This window comes from Bifidobacterium pseudolongum subsp. globosum (genome assembly GCF_000741295.1).
Taxonomy (GTDB): domain Bacteria; phylum Actinomycetota; class Actinomycetes; order Actinomycetales; family Bifidobacteriaceae; genus Bifidobacterium; species Bifidobacterium globosum.
The window spans coordinates 288980-306500 of the sequence record NZ_JGZG01000005.1; the positions used below are offsets into that span (position 1 = coordinate 288980).

General features: G+C 65.9%; 16 protein-coding genes. 14 read left to right on the forward strand and 2 right to left on the reverse strand.

The window, feature by feature from the left end; genetic code table 11:
- Positions 1-13: 13 nt before the first annotated feature.
- The 14 genes from BPSG_RS03390 to BPSG_RS03455 all read left to right on the forward strand — a co-directional run bounded on the left by BPSG_RS03390 (position 14) and on the right by BPSG_RS03455 (position 15265).
- Positions 14-706 (forward strand): DUF4190 domain-containing protein, encoded by a 693-nt coding sequence (locus BPSG_RS03390; protein WP_051591947.1) that lies wholly within the window; start codon positions 14-16, stop codon positions 704-706.
- Positions 707-812: 106 nt separating this feature from the next.
- Positions 813-1907 (forward strand): N-acetyl-gamma-glutamyl-phosphate reductase, encoded by a 1095-nt coding sequence (argC, locus tag BPSG_RS03395; protein ID WP_026643290.1) that lies wholly within the window; start codon positions 813-815, stop codon positions 1905-1907.
- A complete protein-coding gene (argJ, locus tag BPSG_RS03400) occupies positions 1904-3076 on the forward strand; it encodes a bifunctional glutamate N-acetyltransferase/amino-acid acetyltransferase ArgJ (RefSeq protein ID WP_026643289.1) in 1173 nt (390 codons plus the stop codon). Before argC ends, argJ begins: the two co-directional genes overlap by 4 nt.
- A gap of 4 nt (positions 3077-3080) precedes the next feature.
- Positions 3081-4037 (forward strand): acetylglutamate kinase, encoded by a 957-nt coding sequence (argB, locus tag BPSG_RS03405; RefSeq protein ID WP_022857671.1) that lies wholly within the window; start codon positions 3081-3083, stop codon positions 4035-4037.
- Complete coding sequence (locus BPSG_RS03410) at positions 4027-5289, forward strand: acetylornithine transaminase (protein ID WP_026643288.1); 1263 nt, start codon at positions 4027-4029, stop codon at positions 5287-5289. Before argB ends, BPSG_RS03410 begins: the two co-directional genes overlap by 11 nt.
- Positions 5290-5330: 41 nt before the next feature.
- Complete coding sequence (argF, locus tag BPSG_RS03415; protein ID WP_099309762.1) at positions 5331-6296, forward strand: ornithine carbamoyltransferase; 966 nt, start codon at positions 5331-5333, stop codon at positions 6294-6296.
- The gene (gene argR, locus BPSG_RS03420; RefSeq protein WP_026643286.1) at positions 6296-6817 is read left to right on the forward strand and encodes an arginine repressor; all 522 of its coding nucleotides are present in this window, start codon (positions 6296-6298) and stop codon (positions 6815-6817) included. The genes argF and argR overlap by 1 nt, the downstream gene beginning before the upstream one ends.
- 93 nt (positions 6818-6910) lie before the next feature.
- On the forward strand, positions 6911-8149 hold the full coding sequence (locus BPSG_RS03425; protein WP_026643285.1) for an argininosuccinate synthase: 1239 nt from the start codon (positions 6911-6913) through the stop codon (positions 8147-8149).
- Between the two features lie 114 nt (positions 8150-8263).
- Positions 8264-9775: an argininosuccinate lyase gene (gene argH, locus BPSG_RS03430; protein ID WP_026643284.1), complete on the forward strand. Its 1512-nt coding sequence runs from the start codon at positions 8264-8266 to the stop codon at positions 9773-9775.
- Positions 9776-9850: 75 nt separating this feature from the next.
- On the forward strand, positions 9851-10345 hold the full coding sequence (locus BPSG_RS03435) for an HD domain-containing protein (protein WP_026643283.1): 495 nt from the start codon (positions 9851-9853) through the stop codon (positions 10343-10345).
- Positions 10346-10439: 94 nt separating this feature from the next.
- Positions 10440-11762, forward strand: a complete 1323-nt coding sequence (gene tyrS / locus BPSG_RS03440) for a tyrosine--tRNA ligase (RefSeq protein WP_026643282.1) — start codon at positions 10440-10442, stop codon at positions 11760-11762.
- Positions 11763-11875: 113 nt separating this feature from the next.
- Positions 11876-13468 carry a tetratricopeptide repeat protein gene (locus BPSG_RS03445; protein WP_026643281.1) on the forward strand — a complete coding sequence of 531 codons (1593 nt, stop codon included), beginning with the start codon at positions 11876-11878 and terminating at the stop codon, positions 13466-13468.
- Between the two features lie 6 nt (positions 13469-13474).
- Positions 13475-14506 (forward strand): HAD-IIA family hydrolase, encoded by a 1032-nt coding sequence (locus BPSG_RS03450; protein WP_026643280.1) that lies wholly within the window; start codon positions 13475-13477, stop codon positions 14504-14506.
- A gap of 18 nt (positions 14507-14524) precedes the next feature.
- Positions 14525-15265 (forward strand): TlyA family RNA methyltransferase, encoded by a 741-nt coding sequence (locus tag BPSG_RS03455; protein ID WP_026643279.1) that lies wholly within the window; start codon positions 14525-14527, stop codon positions 15263-15265.
- A gap of 11 nt (positions 15266-15276) precedes the next feature.
- Here BPSG_RS03455 and BPSG_RS03460 read toward each other — a convergent pair whose 3' ends face one another.
- Together BPSG_RS03460 and BPSG_RS03465 are read right to left on the reverse strand one after the other, a co-directional pair.
- On the reverse strand, positions 15277-15927 hold the full coding sequence (locus tag BPSG_RS03460; RefSeq protein WP_026643278.1) for a potassium channel family protein: 651 nt from the start codon (positions 15925-15927) through the stop codon (positions 15277-15279).
- Between the two features lie 70 nt (positions 15928-15997).
- Positions 15998-17461 carry a TrkH family potassium uptake protein gene (locus BPSG_RS03465; RefSeq protein ID WP_026643276.1) on the reverse strand — a complete coding sequence of 488 codons (1464 nt, stop codon included), beginning with the start codon at positions 17459-17461 and terminating at the stop codon, positions 15998-16000.
- Between the last annotated feature and the right edge of the window lie 60 nt (positions 17462-17521).

Genomic DNA, 17521 nt, shown 5'->3' on the forward strand with positions numbered 1-17521 from the left:
AACGAACAGGACCATGATGAGCCAACCGGACCAGTATCCATCGTCGCAGCCGCAGCAGGCGCCGAACGGGGCCAATGCTGCTCCGGTCGACTCATCCGGCCCTGCAGCCGGCACACAAGGGGCCAACCAGCCGAGCTACGGGCAATATCTGCGCCCGGCGTACGGCGCGATGGACAACCAGTTCCCACAGGACTACGACCCCTACATCTTCGGGCGTCCCGACCCCGAGTCCCAGCCGGCGCAAGCGTCGCAAGCGGGGCCGACGCCGGCAGTGCCGCAGCCGAACCAGGCGCCCACACAACCGTGGGCCAGGCAGCAGGCGCAGGCGCCGCAAGCACCCGGCGCCACCCAGCAGGGCGGCAAATACCCGCGCTACGTCAACGGCATCGACATGGAGGACCCCAATCAGAACATCTTCTACGGGCGGTGGGACGCCGGCGCGATCATCGCGTTCGTGTTCGCGTTGTTCCTGCCCGTGCCGATCATGCCCGCGATTCTGGGCGCATTGAGCATGCGCCGCACGCGCATCATGCGCATGAAGGGGTATGGGCTCGCCCTAGCCGCGGTCATCATCAACGTGCTCTACACGATCGCGTTCGTGTGGCTCATGATCAACGGCGTCTCGATGGACGACGTGATGAACCAGATGCTCCAGTCGCTCAATTCCTCCACGTCCGGCGGCTCCGGCGACTCCGTGCAGGCGTGAGCGGCGCTCGGCGACACGCACAGACGGCTCCCCAAGAACGTATAGTTATGCATTGTTCTGCATAAAGTGTATACTCGGCAGCTAACCAAGCACAGAGGAGCTGACCATGGGCAAACATACCGTCGCCGTCGCAGGCGCCACCGGCTATGCCGGCGGTGAGATGCTGCGTATTCTGGCTGCGCATCCGGACTTCGAGGTCACCACGGTGGCCGGGCATTCGTCGGTGGGGCAGCCATTGGGCGCCTTCCAGCCGCATATTCCCCAATTGGCCCACCTGATCGTCGAAGACACCACACCCGAGGCATTGAACGGGCACGATGTGATTGTGCTCGCCCTGCCCCATGGCGCATCCGGCGCCCTCGCCGCACAGCTCGACGACGACGCGGTGATCGTGGATCTGGGTGCCGACCACCGCCTCGAACAGCAGCAGGCGTGGGACGACTATTATGGTGGCGCGTTCTACGAGCATTGGGTGTATGGCATGCCCGAACTCATCCTCGGCAAGGACGCCAATGGCGCATACCGGCGCCAGCGCGAACGGCTCTTGGGGGCCAAGCGCATCGCCGGCCCCGGTTGCAACGTCACCGCCGTCACCTTGGCCATGCAGCCCGGTATCGCGAACAACCTCGTCGTGCCACACACGATCGTCGCCGACCTGGCCGTCGGGTATTCCGGGGCCGGCAAGAACCTCAAGCGCACCAACCTGCTCGCCTCCGAGGCACTCAATTCGGCGGTGCCGTATGCGGTGGGCGGCACCCACCGCCACATTCCCGAAATCCTGCAGAACTTCGCCCACGCCGCCGGTCTGGACGCCGCGGCGGCCGGCGAGTTCACCCTCGCGTTCACCCCGATGCTCGTGCCGATGTCGCGTGGCATCCTCGCCTCGGTGAGCGCGAAACTCACCGACGCCGCCATGGACCTGACCGTCGAGCAGATCCATGCCATATGGACCGGCGCATACGAGGGCCAGGGGTTCGTCAGCGTGCTCGCCCCCGACGCCATGCCGGCCACGCAGAACGTGCTCGGATCGAACGCCGCGCATGTGCAAGTGGCCGTGGACCGGCGCAGCCGAACCCTGCACGCGTTCGCCGCAATCGACAACCTCAACCGCGGCACGGCCGGCCAGGCGGTCGAATCCCTCAACTTGGCCTTCGGACTCAATGAGGAAAACGGTTTGACGAAGATTGGAGTCGCACCATGAGCGTGACATTCGCGCAAGGATTCTCAGCGGCCGGTGTCGAAGCCGGCATCTCGGCCACACCGGGCAAGAAAGACGTGGCGCTCGTCGTGAACGAGGGGCCGCTCACGGCCGCCGCCGGCGTGTTCACCACCAACCGGTTCTGCGCCGCGCCCGTGCAATGGTCGCGCAAGGCCGTGGCCGACGGTTCGCTCAAGGCCGTCATCCTCAACTCCGGCGGCGCCAACGCATGCACCGGCGAAGCAGGGTATGCGCAATCCGTGGCAACCGCACATGAGGTGGCCGGGCTGCTCGGCACCGAAGACGGCGAAGTGGCCGTATGCTCCACCGGCCTCATCGGCGAACTGCTGCCGCTCGACAAGGTGCTCGACGGCGCCGCGCGCGCCTTCGCCGCGCTCGAGCCGACGATGGCCGCCGGCGAGGACGCCTCGCACGCCATCATGACGACCGACACCAAGCCCAAGACGGTCACGCGCATGGGATCGAATGGGTTCCGTGTGGGCGGCATGGTCAAGGGCTCGGGCATGATCGCCCCGCAGCTCGCCACGATGCTGTGCGTGATCACGACTGACGCCGTGGTGAGCGCAGGCCAGCTCCAGGCGGCGCTGGGCGCGGCGGTCGACACCTCGTTCAACCGCATCGACGTGGACGGCTGCATGTCCACGAACGACACCGTGCTGCTGCTCGCCTCGGGCGCCTCGGGCATCGAACCCGACCCGGACGAGTTCAACGACCTCATCGCGAACTGCTGCGCGAGTCTGGCACGCCAGATCATCGGCGACGGCGAAGGCGCGAGCCACGACATCCGCATCACCGTGGCCGGTGCCACAAGCGAGGACGCCGCGCTGGCGTGCGGGCGCGCAATCGCCGCGTCGAACCTGCTCAAATGCGCGATCAGCGGCAACGACCCCAACTGGGGGCGCATCGTGAGCTCTTTGGGCACCGTGCCGGCGGACGTGGCGCCCTACGACCCCGACGAGGTGACTGTCGACGTCAACGGCGTGCGCATCTGCGACGGCGGCAAGCCGGGCCACGACCGCAGCGAGGTCGACATGACGCCACGCCAGATCGACATCGACGTGGACCTGCATGCGGGTACGTCGGCCGCAACCGTGTGGACCGACGACCTGACCCACGAATATGTGCATATCAACGCGGACTACGAGAGCTGAGGACATGGCAAAAGAACTGAAGGGACCGGGATTCCACCTCGACGTGCACACCGACCTGCGCGCCGACCAGAAGGCGGAGGTGCTCATCGAGGCGCTGCCGTGGCTTGAGGAATTCTACGGCAAGACAATCGTCATCAAATACGGCGGCAACGCGATGGTCGACGACCATCTCAAGGAATGCTTCGCCGAAGACATGGTGTTCCTGCGTCAGGTGGGCCTGCACCCGGTGATCGTGCACGGTGGCGGCCCGCAGATCTCGCACATGCTCAAGGCGTTGGGCATCCACTCCGAGTTCAAGGGCGGACTGCGCGTCACGACGCCCGAGGCGATGGACGTGGTGCGCATGGTGCTCACTGGCAAGGTCTCCCGCGAGCTCGTCGGCCTGATCAACGCGCACGGTCCCCTCGCCGTTGGTCTGTCGGGTGAGGATGCCGCGCTGTTCTCCGCGATCCAACGCAAGCCGCTCATCGACGGCAAGCCCACCGACATCGGCCTGGTGGGCGACGTCGTCGGCGTCGATGCCTCGGCTGTGATCGATTTGATCAACGCCGGGCGCATCCCCGTCGTCTCGTCGGTCGCCCCGAACGAGGACGACGCCACCGAGGTGCTCAACGTCAACGCCGATTCCGCCGCGGCCGCGCTTGCCACCGCGCTCGGCGCGCACAAGCTCGTCATCCTCACGGATGTGGACGGCCTGTACGCGGACTGGCCCGACCGCAATTCGCTCATCGGCCGCATCGGCGTCGAGGACCTGCGCGACCTGCTGCCCGACCTCGAATCGGGCATGCGCCCCAAGATGGAGGCGTGCATCCGCGCCATCGACGGCGGCGTGCGCCAGGCGCACATCATCGACGGACGCAAACCACACTCCATACTCAACGAGATATTCACCTCGGCGGGCATCGGCACGATGGTCGAACCGGGTGAGGGACTGGAAATGAGGAGCTCATATGGCAACTGAGACACAGCCACTGGGGCAGGACGCCGCTTGGCTCGGCAAATACGACGACGTGCACATGCACGTGTTCGGCACGCCGCTGCGCGTGCTCGACCACGGGCAGGGCATGCGCGTGTGGGACGTCGACGGCAACGAATACCTCGACTTCCTCGCGGGCATCGCGGTGAACGCGCTCGGCTACGCACACCCGGACTGGTGCGAGACCGTCGCGCAACAGGCACAGCGCGCCGCGCACGTGAGCAACTATTTCGCGACCAAGCCGCAGATTGAACTGGCCACCAAGCTCATCGAACTCGCCGGCGCACCGCAGGGCTCGCACGTCTACTTCGGCAATTCAGGGGCCGAGGCCAACGAGGCCGCGCTCAAGATGGCCAAGCTGTACGGCGCCACCCTGCAGACCGACGATGCGCGCCCCTACCGCATCCTCGCGCTGACCCACGGATTCCACGGGCGCACGATGGGTGCGCTTTCGGCCACTTGGAAGCCGGCGATCCGCACGCCGTTCGAGCCTCTTGTGCCGAATATTGAGTTCGTCGAGGCCAACGACCTCGGCGCGATGGGCGCCGCGTTCGCCACCGATGACGGCAAAGGCCCGGTGGCCGCGGTCATCATGGAACTGATCCAGGGCGAGGCGGGCGTGCTGCCACTCGACGCCGAGTACATCCGCGGCGTGCGGGCGCTGTGCGACGAGCACAACGCCCTGATGATTGTCGACGAGGTGCAGACCGGCATGGGCCGCACCGGCGCATGGTTCGCGTTCCAGCGCGATGACCTGGGCGGCATCACCCCCGACATCGTGACCTTTGCCAAGGGTGTGGCCGGCGGATTCCCGATGGGCGGCATGATCTCGTTTGGCGAGGAACTCTCGGCGTTGTTCTCGCCCGGCACCCATGGTTCGACGTTCGCCGGCAACCCGCTTGGCGCCGCGGCGGCCCTCGCCACCATCAGCGTGATCGAACGCGAAGGGCTTGTGGCGCAGGCGAACGAGCGCGGCGAGCAACTGCGCACGGGCATCATGGCCACCGACAACCCGCTGTTCGCGTCGGTGCGTGGCCGCGGCCTGCTCAATGCGATCGTGCTGACGCGGCCGTGCGCGCATGCCGCCGTGGGATGGGCGCTCGACCACGGTCTGATCATCAACGCACCGTCGCCGACCGTGCTGCGTCTGGCACCGCCGTTGATCGCGAGCGAACAGGACATCAACGAGGCCATCGGCATCCTCGCCCTCATGCCGAACGATCTGGCGACCGAATAGGCGCGGGAACCGAAAACCACCCACCATACAGCAAGGAGGCCATTATGGCGCAGCTTCGGCACATGCTTCGCGATGACGACGTCAATCACGAGGAGCAAAAGCAGATTCTGGAACTGGGCATGAAGTTCCGCGAGAACCGTTTTCACCACCGACCTTTCGAGGGGCCGCAGGGCGTGGCCGTGCTCTTCGACAAGCCGAGCACGCGCACGCGCTCGAGCTTCTCGATCGGCGTGGCCGAATTGGGCGGTTACCCGCTCGTCATCGACAAGTCCGGGTCCCAGTTGGGCCGTGGCGAGCCAATCAGCGACACGACCGAAGTGCTCACGCGCATGGCGTATGCAATCGTCTGGCGCACGTTCGAACAGTCGCGCATCGAGGAGATGGCCTCGGTGGCCACAGTGCCGGTAGTCAACGCGCTCACCGACGAATTCCACCCCTGTCAGGTGCTCGCCGACTTCCTGACCCTGGCCCAGTTCAGGGGCGGCGTCGACGCGCTCGAAGGCATGTCGATCGCGTACCTGGGCGATGCGGCGAACAACATGGCGAACTCGTACCTGCTCGCGGGCGCCGTGGCCGGCATGCATGTGGCCGTGGCCGGCCCGAATGGCTATCTGCCCGATGAGGCGATCGTGCAGGACGCCGAGGCGATCGCCGCCACGACCGGTGGATCGATCCTCGTGACGACCAATCCGCTCGAGGCCGTGGCCGGCGCGGACTGCGTGTTCACCGACACATGGGTCTCGATGGGCGAGGAATCGCAGTACGCTGTGCGTTCCAAGCCGTTCTGGCCATATCAGGTCAACGAGGAGCTCATGGGGTATGCCAAGCCCGACGCGCTGTTCCAGCACTGCCTGCCCGCCTATCGTGGCAAGGAGGTGACCGCCGAGGTCATCGACGGCCCGCAGTCGGTCGTGTGGGACGAGGCCGAGAACCGGTTGCACGCGCAGAAGGCGCTGCTCACTTGGCTCATCGGCAAGCAGCGTGGCGACGAAAGCCTGCTGGTCTGATGACGCAGGACTCCCAGCCGATGCAACGCCCGGCGAGCCGCATCGCGCGCCTGAACGCGATCGAGCAGGCGCTCGAGAACAATGTGGTCACGTCGCAGGCGGAGCTCTCCGAAATCCTCAGCAGCCAGGGCATCGAGGTGACCCAAGCCACATTGAGCCGCGATCTCGACGAGATCAACGCCACGAAGACACGCCTGCCAGACGGCGTGCTCGCCTACACCGTCGGCGAGCACGCGCCGGCGGAGGCGGAGGGCCACGAGCCCGACGAGCGTGCCCAGCAGCAGATGTCGAAGGTGCTGTCGGGCATCGTCACCTCGGTGGCCCACGCGCGCAACTTCATCGTGGTGCACACCTCGTCGGGCGCCGCCCAATACGTGGCGAGCGTCATCGACCGCCACGCCGTCCCGGGCATCCTCGGCACGATCGCCGGCGACGACACCGTGCTGGTGATCTGCCAGGACGACCAGTCGGCCCTGCGGCGCAGCGCATGGCTGCTCGATATCGCGTCCAAGCGCGGCTGAGCATTCGCATCGTGGGCACATCGTGTCCATAATGCATATTTATACACGCTTTTGTATATACTGGCGCGTATCGCACCTGAAGAAAGGCAAGACATGAGCGATAAGAACCGTATTGTGCTCGCGTACTCCGGCGGCCTCGACACCTCCGTCGCCATCCCGTACCTCAAGGACCGCACCGGCAAAGACGTGGTGGCCGTCTCGCTCGACGTCGGCCAAGGAGGCGAAAGCCTCGAGACGATCAAGGAACGCGCGCTCGCGTGCGGCGCCGTCGAAGCGTACATCGTGGACGCACGCGACGAGTTCGCGAACGAATACTGCATGCAGGCCCTCAAGGCGAACGCCATGTACGAAGGCGTGTACCCGCTCGTCTCCGCGATCTCGCGTCCGCTGATCACCAAGCACTTGGTGCGCGCCGCACACCAGTTCGGCGCCGACACAATCGCGCACGGCTGCACCGGCAAGGGCAACGACCAGGTGCGCTTCGAGGTCTCCATCCAGTCCATCGACCCCGAACTCAAGGCGATCAGCCCAATCCGCGACCTGTCACTGACGCGCGACGTGGAAATCGCCTACGCCAACGACCACGACCTGCCGATCGTGCAGACCGAGAAGAGCCCGTTCTCCATCGACCAGAACGTGTGGGGCCGCGCCATCGAGACCGGCTTCCTCGAGGACCCGTGGAACGCGCCCACCAAGGACTGCTACTCGTACACCGACGACCCGGACTTCCCGCCGGTCGAAGACGAGGTCGTCATCGAATTCAAGCAGGGCGTGCCGGTCAAGATCGACGGCCGCGACGTGACCCCGCTGCAGGCGATCGAGGAGATGAACCGCCGTGCCGGCGCTCAGGGCATCGGCCGCGTCGACCTCATCGAGGACCGCCTCGTCGGCATCAAGTCCCGCGAACTCTACGAGGCGCCCGGCGCGATCGCGCTGATTCGCGCGCACGAAGAGCTCGAGAACATGTGCCTCGAACGCGAACAGCACCGCATCAAGCGCGACATCGACAAGCGCTGGGCCGAGCTCGTCTACGACGCGCAATGGTTCTCGCCGGCCGTCAAATCGCTCAACGCGTTCATCAACGACACCCAGCAGTACGTCAACGGCGAGATCCGCATGGTGCTGCATGGCGGCCGCGCAGTCGTGGTGGGACGCCGTTCCGACAGCTCGCTGTACGACTACAACCTCGCCACCTACGATTCGGGCGACACCTTCGATCAGAACGCGTCGAACGGCTTCATCGAGATCTACGGCCTGCCCACCAAGGTGGCCGCCGCACGCGACGTGAAGTTCGGCAACGGCATTGAAGTTCCGGACAACGACGTAGAGTAGGGCACACCAACAGGCGGTTGCATCCGACCGCACGGACGGGCGGCGCGCCCGCGGCACGAGCCGCGCGCGGCCGCCCTTTTTCGGCCGGCAAGGCACCGGGAAAGAGAGGAAACCATGACCGAGGGCACCACGCACGAAGGGGAGCATCTGGCATTGTGGGGCGGGCGGTTCTCGTCCGGCCCCTCGCCCGAACTCGCCGCGCTGAGCAAATCCACGCAGTTCGACTGGCGACTGGCCGACGACGACATCGCGGGGTCCCGCGCCCACGCCCGTGCCCTGGCCCGCGCCGGACTGCTCACCTCCGACGAGCTGCAGCGCATGGAAGCGGCGCTCAACGAATTGCAATACCGGGTGGACACCGGCGCGTTCGCGCCGGTCGAAGACGACGAGGACGAAGCGACCGCGCTCGAACGCGGCCTGCTGGAGATCGCCGGCGACGAGCTGGGCGGCAAACTGCGCGCCGGCCGTTCGCGCAACGACCAGATCGCCGCGCTGATCCGCATGTGGCTGCGCCGCCAGTCGCGCGTCATCGCCAACCAACTGCTCGACCTGTGCATGGTGCTCATCGACCAGTCCCTCAAAGCCGGCCGCACCGTGATGCCCGGCCGCACCCACATGCAGCACGCCCAGCCCGTGCTGCTCGCGCACCAGCTCATGGCGCACGTGTGGCCGCTGCTGCGCGACGTGGACCGCCTGCGCGACTGGGACCGGCGCATTGACGCGAGTCCCTACGGCTCCGGTGCGCTCGCCGGCAACACGCTCGGCCTCGAACCGGTGGCCGTGGCACGCGAACTGGGGTTCACGACCGTCACCGAAAACTCCATCGACGGCACCGCGAGCCGCGACCTCGTGGCGGAGTTCTCGTTCGTCGCGGCTATGGCCGGTGTCGACATCAGCCGCCTGTCCGAGGAGATCATCATCTGGAACACGCAGGAGTTCGCCTTCGTGCGGCTTGACGACGCGTACTCGACCGGCTCCTCGATCATGCCGCAGAAGAAGAACCCCGACATCGCCGAACTCGCGCGCGGCAAGGCCGGACGCCTCATCGGCGACCTGGCCGGCCTGCTCGCCACGCTCAAAGGCCTGCCCACCGCGTACGCGCGTGATCTGCAGGAAGACAAAGAGGCCGTGTTCGACCAGGTCGACACACTCGAAGTGCTGCTGCCCGCGTTCACCGGCATGGTGGCCACGATGACCTTCGACGCCGCCCGTCTCGAGGCCGAGGCGCCGACCGGCTTCGCGCTCGCCACCGACATCGCCGAGTGGCTTGTCAAGCAGGGCGTGCCGTTCCGGCACGCCCATGAGCTTTCCGGCGCATGCGTCAAGATCGCCGAAGGCCGCGGCGAAGAGCTGTGGGACCTGACCGACGACGATTTCATCGAGGTGTTCCGCGAATTCCTGCCCGCCGAACAGGCCGTGGGCGTGCGCGAAGTGCTCTCCACCGAAGGCTCGGTCGCTGCGCGCGCCGGCAAGGGCGGCACCGCGCCGACCCGTGTGCGCGAGCAGATCGTCTCCGCCAAATCCGCTGTCGAACAGCTGCGCACGTATTTCCACGCGAGCAGCGACGGCACGGCGTATGTCTCGCCCGAGGCGATCGTCAAACTGCACGGCGCCGACCAGGCGTGACGCGTCCGGTGTGGCGGCGGACGCGCATACCGCCGCCACACCGGACGCAATCCGTGTGCGCAGGCAGGGGGAGTTGTGCTCAGCAGACGCGCAATCGACCGCATCGTGTGCCATTACGGCGCCGACATCCTGACGCATGAGCATATGGAGGTGGAGCGCCGCGCGTACCAGCACGGCAACGTGACGACCTACGAGCATTCGGTGCGCGTTGCGCGTCTGGCCGTGTGGCTCGCCGACCGCCTGCGCCTGTGGCGGCGCGTGGACCTGCGCTCACTGGTGCGCGCCGCCCTGCTCCACGACTATTTCCTGTACGACTGGCATGAGCACGACGACGGCACACACCGCTGGCATGGGTTCAGGCACCCGGCTACGGCCGAACGCAATGCGCGCGCCGATTTCGCCATCGACGACGTGGTGGCTAACAGCATCCGCACACACATGTTCCCGCTCACGCCGGTTCCACCGCGCCATGTGGAAGGCTGGCTCGTCACCGCCGCCGACAAAATCAGCGCGACCGCCGAGACGTTCTCGCCCGACCGCTTCGCAAAACCCCACGGCAAAGGCCGGTGAGTGTCTGCGAGCCGTGCGACACTGGGAACCGGCCGGGGCCGTGCTATGCACGCGCCCCGCGTAGACATACGTCAGATTCAGGAGAACATTAGGCATGGCTCACGTCATCGATTACAAGGAAGCCGGATTCGATTCGGTACTGGATGAATTGGAATGGCGCGGGTTGATTTCCCAGTCGACCGACCGGGAACGACTCGCAGAGACGCTCGATGGAGATCCGATCACCTATTACTGCGGGTTCGACCCCACCGCGCCGTCACTGCACATCGGCAACCTCGTGCAGCTCATCATCATGCGCCACCTGCAGGCGGCCGGGCACCACCCGATCGCGCTCGTGGGCGGCGCCACCGGCCTGATCGGCGACCCGCGCCAGTCAGGTGAGCGCGTGCTCAACTCCAAGGACATCGTGGCCGGCTGGTGCGACCGCCTGCGCGCACAGATCGGCGAAGTGCTCGTGCAGGACGGCGCCAACCCGGTGCGCTTTGTCTCAAACTACGACTGGACGGCGTCGATGAACGTCATCGACTTCCTGCGCGACGTGGGCAAGAACTTCCGTCTGGGCACGATGCTCTCCAAGGACATCGTGGCACGCCGCCTCAATTCGGAGGAGGGCATCTCGTTCACCGAGTTCAGCTACCAGGTGCTCCAAGGCAACGACTACCTGCACCTGTACGACAATTTCGACTGCGTGCTCGAGCTCGGCGGATCCGACCAGTGGGGCAACCTCACGTCGGGCCTCGACCTGATCCACAAGGTGCGCGGCGTCAATGTGAACGTCATGGCCAGTCCGATCATCACCGACGCCAACGGCAAGAAATTCGGTAAGTCCGAAGGCAACGCCGTGTGGCTCGACCCCACGATGCTCAGCCCGTACCGGTTCTACCAGTTCTGGATCAACCGCCCGGACGCCGAGATGGAAAGCCTGCTCAAGGCCTTCACGTTCCTGCCGAAGCAGGAGATCGAACGCCTCATGGAGAGCACCGCCACGAATCCGGGCGCCCGCGAGGCCCAGCGTGTGCTCGCATGGGAGGTCACGAGCCTCGTGCACGGCGAGGATGCCACACGGCAGGCCATCGAGGCGTCCGCGGCGCTCTTCGGACGCGGCGGCGACCTGGCGGCCATCGGCGTGGACACGCTTGAAGCGGCGCTCGACGGCCTCAAGGTCGAGAACGAAGATGGAGCCAAGGTCTTCGCCACAGCCACGGTCGGCGAGCGTGTGAGCGAGGCCGGCGTGCGCGCCGGGTTGTTCAAGTCGATCTCCGAAGCGCGCAAGACGATCGCCTCGGGCGGCGTATACCTCAACAATGCGCGCGTGGAGGACCAGGAGCGCCTGCTGGGCGTCGACGACTTCCTGCAGGCGCGGTTCGCGCTCATCCGCCGCGGCAAGAAGGCGCTCGGCGTGGTGGAGCTCGGCTGAGTTTACGCTATCGCCCCAATGCGCCACGTCGACGCTGGCGAGCGATTACACTGAAGACACAAGAACGGATGAGGCGGGCGCACGGCCCGCCTCTCGAATGCAAAGGGCACAGAATGGCAGACGAACGCGGATCCCAGCATCAATCACACGGGTCGAACCGCCGATACGGGTCGAACAATTCCGGCAAGCGCAAGGGCCAAGGCCAGCGCAAGGGCCAAGGCGGCGGATCGTTCCACCGCGGCGGCTCCCAGCACCGCAACCGCGACTTCCACCGCGACGGCGAACGCGGTGAGTCCCGTCAGGACGGCGAACGCCGCCAGCGTTTCCACCGCGACGGCGAGTCGGGCGGATCGCGCGGCTATCGTTCGGGCGACCGCAGGGACCGCAACAACCACGGCAACGGCCAGCGCCGTGATTTCCACCGTGGCGACCGCAGGGACTTCCGTCGTGATGACCGCCGTGACGGCGAGCGTCGTGACTTCCACCGCGACGGCGAACGCCGTGATGGCGACCGTAGGGACTTCCGTCGCGATGACCGTCGTGATGACCGCCGCAACAACCATCATGACGACCGCCGTGGGGACCGCAGGGATTTCCGCCGTGACGACCGTCGTGGGGACCGCTTCAACCACCATGACGACAAGCGCCGTGAATACATGTCGAAGTCGCGCAAGAACTCTGATGGCACGGTCAGCTTCCCCTCGCAGAACCCTTACACCGACCGTCGTCCGGGTGAGCCGGTCATGCCCAAGGGTCTGGAATGGAACATGCTGAGCAAGGACGAGCGCGAACGTCTGCGCGGACTGTCGAAGGAACATGCCGAGAACATCGGCCTGCACATCCTGGCCGCGTACACGCTTGAGGCCGACGACCCGAAGGCGGCGCTCGAGCACGCCAAGTGGGTGGCCAAGCAGGCGTCGCGCATCGATTTCGCCCGCGAGACGCTCGCGATGGTGGCCTACCGCAACGGCGACTACAAGCTCGCGTTGCGCGAGTTCCGCACGGCGTTCCGCATGAACGGCTACTTGGATTACCTGCCGTTCATGGCGGATTGCGAGCGTGGGCTCGAACAGCCCAAGAAGGCGATCGACATCGCGCTGTCCGACGACGCCAAGCACCTGACCGGCGAACCGAAGGCCGAGATGTTCCTCGTGTACGCCGGCGCGCTCGCCGATCTGGGCATGTGGGATCAGGCGATCGAGGTCGTGTCGAAGCTCGTGCACGCCAAGGGCTTGGCGGGGGAGTACCGCATGCGCGCCGCGCAGGCCGAACAATACTTCCTCGAGCAGTCCGGCCGTTCCGACGAGGCCGTGGCGATGGATGAGCTCATCGACGACCTGGAGGCGAAGTACGCCGACGTCGAAGAGGATGAGACGAGCGACGACTTCGTGGTCGACTACGACGTGGAGGACCTGCCCGAAGACCTGCAGGCCAAGCTCGGCGTGACCGAGGACGACGCGCAGTACGCGCCGTTCGACGACGAGGATGGTGTGAACATGGACGACGAGACGCGCCTGCCGGAAGAGGAGCAGCGCGAAGGCGCCGCGATGGACATCGAACCCGCCGAGATGGAGGAACGCAACGAACGCCGTGACGAGGAAGGCGTGATGGCCGACCCCGACATGACCGACGTCGCTGAGGACTTCAACGAGGAGGACGCCCAGATCGGCGATGACGAAGAGCAGATCGACAGCGAAACGGAGTGACCCCACGTGCTGAAAGCCACCACGACCGCGCTCAGCGAGACCTACCGTCTGGCGCTGCTGGACCTTGACGGCGTTGTCTATTACGGCAAGCAGCCGGTGCCGCACGCCAGTGCGAGCATCACCGAAGCCCAGCGGCTCGGTATGACGATCGAGTACACCACGAACAACTCCTCGCGCATGCAGGGCGTGGTGGCCGGCCAGCTCCATGGGTTCGGGCTGGATGTGCAGCCGTGGCAGGTGATCACCTCGTCGGTCGTCGCCGCCCGCATGGTGGCGCGCCATGTACCCGCGGGGGCACGCGTGCTCGTGGTGGGCGCCGACCATCTGCGTGACGAAGTGGCCAAGCAGGGCCTCGTCATCGTCGACAATGCCAAGGACGACCCCGCCGCGGTCATCCAAGGCTGGTACCCGCAGATGACATGGCAGCAGATGGCCGAAGCCGCGTATGCGGTCGAGGCGGGAGCCCGGTATTTCGTGACGAACCGTGACCCCACAATTCCCCGTGAGCAGGGCATCGCGCCGGGATGCGGTTCGATGATCCAAGCCGTCATCAACGCCACCGGCGTCGAACCGATCGCCTCGGCGGGCAAACCCGAATCGGCGATGTATGACGAGGCGCGCATGCTCGCCGCCCATGACGGTGAGAGGATGGTGTCGGTCGCGCAGAGCCTCGCCATCGGCGACCGCTTGGACACCGACATTGAAGCGGGCAACCGCGGCGGCTATGATTCGCTGCTCGTGCTCACCGGCGTGACCGACGAACGGCTGCTCATGTGCGCCCCGGCCGCATTGCGCCCCACGTACATCGCCCGCGACCTGCGCGGACTGAACGTGCCCCACCCGGGCGTCGAACGGCTCGCGGACGGCGACTGGCGCTGCGGCGGCATGACCGCCACATGGCGCGACGGCGCCGTCAGTGTCAGCGACGCGACGAGCGTCGACGCGCTGCGCGCCGCATGCGCGCTCATCTGGGACCGCATGGACAACGGCATTGACACCGCGGGCATCGCCCTGCCGCAGTTCCATCTCGACGACTGACCGGCGGCCATGGTGGGGATGGAACGGCTTGACGCATACGTGGCGCGTTGTGCGCTGGCGCCATCGCGCGCCAAAGCGCAGCGCCTCATCCGCGACGGCTCGGTGTTCGTTGATGGCGTGTGTGTGCGCAAACCGTCGGCATCCGTGCCTCACGGCGCACACGTCGAGATACATGGCGCCGACGATTACGTCTCGCGTGGAGCCTACAAGCTGCTCGGCGCGTTCAGCGCGTTCGCATCCCACGGTCTGCGGCCGCCCGCGGGCCTCGATTGCCTCGACATCGGCGCGTCGACCGGCGGGTTCTGCGACGTGCTGCTGCGCGGTGGCGCGCGGCGCGTCATCGCGCTCGACGTGGGCCATGGGCAGCTCGATGCGCGCATCGCCGCCGACCCGCGCATCACGGAGATGAGCGGCGTCAATATCCGCGACGTCGGGCCGGAGGACCTGCCGTTCGTGCCGCAGATGGTCGTGTCGGACGTCTCATTCATCTCGCTGACATATGTGCTGCCGGTCGTCGCGCGCATCGCCGCACCAGGCGCGTCGGTGGTCATGCTGGTCAAACCGCAGTTCGAAGTCGGTAGGCAAGGGCTTGGCAAACACGGTATCGTCACCGACTCCCAGCTACGCGCACGCGCGTTGGACGATGTCGTTCAATGCGCGCGCGAGTGCGGGCTGGATGTTGTGGCGACCGCCGTCTCGCCGATTGAAGGCACGCACGGCAACATCGAATACCTCATGTATGCGCGGGCCCGTGCCTGAAGCCGGCTGGGTCAGCCGCGGATGAAGTGGTCGATCTGGTCTTGCTTGCCCATGATGATCAGTTCGTCATTGCGGTGCAGCTCAAGGCCGTTTGACGCGTACTGGAACTCATGGCCCGGGGATTTGACGCCGACGATCGTCACGCCATAGCGGTCGTGGATTTTCGCGTCGCCGATCGTATAGCCCACGAACTGCGCGGGCGTGTGGATCTTGACGACGTTGTAGGCGCCTTCGAGCTCGATGTAGTCGAGGTAGTTGCTCGACACGAGATGCCCCACACGCTTGCCCGCATCGGTTTCGGCGTTGATGATGTGGCGTGCGCCGATGCGCTGCAGGATGCGCGCGTGCTCCTTCGACACCGATTTGGCCCAGATGTCGGAGATGCCGGCGTCGAGCAGGTTGCCGGCGGTGATCACGGACGCCTCGACGCTGTCGCCGATCGCCACGACCGCGGTGTCGAAGTCGGCGGCGTTGAGCTGTTCGAGTGCCAGCACGTCGGTCATGTCGGCCTGCACGGTGGGGATCTGCGACGACCAGCGGTTCACGAGCTCGGGATCGCGGTCCACGGCCAGCACATCCTGGCCCATCGCGTCGAGCGTGGTGGCCACCGCGCTGCCAAAACGGCCGAGTCCCACCACAAGTACACTGCGGTTGTCCGCCATGGTTACCTCCTGCAAGTTGCGTGTGAATGATGAAGAACAATCGGGGTTGATGGTTGCGTGTGGCCGCCGGTCAGCCCACCACGATCTGGTCGGTGGGGTAGCGCACCACGTCAAGCTGTTTGGGCCGGCTCACCGCGTAGGCAAGCGTCATCGGGCCCAAACGCCCCACGACCATCGTTGTGGCGAGCACGTAAAGCGCCGCATCGCTGCCTTCCTGCGCCACGCCCACCGAATAGCCGCCTAGGCCGAATGCCGAGCATGCGTCGAACAGCGCGTGGCTGAACGAGGCGTCGGTGATGAGCATGAGCGCCATCGAGGCCACGAGCACAAGCGCGAAGCACGCGGTGGTGATGCTGACCGCCGTCATGATCACATGCGTGTGGATGCGCCGGTGGAACGCGTTCACATCGCTGTGCCCGGTGAACGCGGCCTTGCACACCAGCAGGATCACGGCGAAGGTCGTGACGCGGATGCCGCCGGCCGTGGAGGTGCTGCCGCCGCCGATGAACATGACGAAGCTCATGAACACCTTCGTCGCCTCGCTCACCTGCGGCACCCACGAAAGATCGAAGCCGCTGCTGCGGGGCATCACCGCGGCCACCATGGCGCGGCGCATGCGCGTCTCCACGTCGGCGTGTTTGAACAGCGCCGGATTGTCCCATTCCACGGCCAAGAACCAGATGAGCGAGACAAGCACGATCGCGAACGTGGTGATGAGGGTGACCTTGGTGTGCAGGTTCCAGCGTTTGGGCGGCTGGTGGCGGCGTGTGCAGCGGAAGATGTTGAGGATGACGGGGAAGCCGAGCGTGCCGCAGAACGCGGAGAGCATGATCGGCATGCCCACGGCCCAGTTGTTCACATACAGCCCCGCGCCGTCGGGGGTGAAGCCGGCGTTGTTGTACGCCATGACGGCGAAGAACAACGATTCCCACAGCGTGTGCCCCACCGATCCCTTGTTCACATGGAGCAGTCCGGGGAACAGGGCGATGAACGTGATGCTCTCGATGACGAATGTGGTGGTGAGCACGACTGTCAGCACGCCTTTGATCTCGCTGAGCTTGTTGGTGCCGAGCTCGGAGGCCGTCAGCAGGCGTTGCATGGCCTTGAGGTGGTGGTTGACGGCGAGCGCGATGAGCGAGGCGAAGGTCATGACGCCCAGACCGCCCATCTGCACGGAGATGATGAGCACCGCCTGGCCGAACATGGACCAGTGGCTTGTGGTGTTCACAATCGAGATGCCGCATGTCGACAATGCACTGACCGCGGTGAAGAACGCGGTGGAGAACGACGTGGACTGCCCCTCCTGCGTGGAGATGGGCAACAGCAGCAGCGACGTGGACAGGCACACCAGCACGACGAAGTAGATGATCGTCAGCCGGCCGGGGTGCGAGTTGATCCGGTAGCTCAATGAGCGTCGAATCGGTTTGCGTTCCTCGGCGGCGGCCTTCTCGAACGTGTCGCCCGAGAACCACCAGGCATAGCCTTGTGAAGCGTCGCTGTTCGACGCCGATTCGTCGAACAGGAGATTCGCCATGCTGCCTCCCCGTCCAAGCCGTGACCACAGTGCGTGTCCTTACGTAGCTATTGTAGAGCC

Excerpts from the sequence above, each read along its gene's own strand:
- BPSG_RS03390 (WP_051591947.1), top strand. The coding sequence starts at position 14 with ATGATGAGCCAACCGGACCAGTATCCATCGTCGCAGCCGCAGCAGGCG.
- argC (WP_026643290.1), top strand. The coding sequence starts at position 813 with ATGGGCAAACATACCGTCGCCGTCGCAGGCGCCACCGGCTATGCCGGC.
- argJ (WP_026643289.1), top strand. The coding sequence starts at position 1,904 with ATGAGCGTGACATTCGCGCAAGGATTCTCAGCGGCCGGTGTCGAAGCC.
- argB (WP_022857671.1), top strand. The coding sequence starts at position 3,081 with ATGGCAAAAGAACTGAAGGGACCGGGATTCCACCTCGACGTGCACACC.
- BPSG_RS03410 (WP_026643288.1), top strand. The coding sequence starts at position 4,027 with ATGGCAACTGAGACACAGCCACTGGGGCAGGACGCCGCTTGGCTCGGC.
- argR (WP_026643286.1), top strand. The coding sequence starts at position 6,296 with ATGACGCAGGACTCCCAGCCGATGCAACGCCCGGCGAGCCGCATCGCG.
- BPSG_RS03425 (WP_026643285.1), top strand. The coding sequence starts at position 6,911 with ATGAGCGATAAGAACCGTATTGTGCTCGCGTACTCCGGCGGCCTCGAC.
- argH (WP_026643284.1), top strand. The coding sequence starts at position 8,264 with ATGACCGAGGGCACCACGCACGAAGGGGAGCATCTGGCATTGTGGGGC.
- tyrS (WP_026643282.1), top strand. The coding sequence starts at position 10,440 with ATGGCTCACGTCATCGATTACAAGGAAGCCGGATTCGATTCGGTACTG.
- BPSG_RS03445 (WP_026643281.1), top strand. The coding sequence starts at position 11,876 with ATGGCAGACGAACGCGGATCCCAGCATCAATCACACGGGTCGAACCGC.
- BPSG_RS03455 (WP_026643279.1), top strand. The coding sequence starts at position 14,525 with ATGGAACGGCTTGACGCATACGTGGCGCGTTGTGCGCTGGCGCCATCG.
- BPSG_RS03460 (WP_026643278.1), bottom strand. The coding sequence starts at position 15,927 with ATGGCGGACAACCGCAGTGTACTTGTGGTGGGACTCGGCCGTTTTGGC.
- BPSG_RS03465 (WP_026643276.1), bottom strand. The coding sequence starts at position 17,461 with ATGGCGAATCTCCTGTTCGACGAATCGGCGTCGAACAGCGACGCTTCA.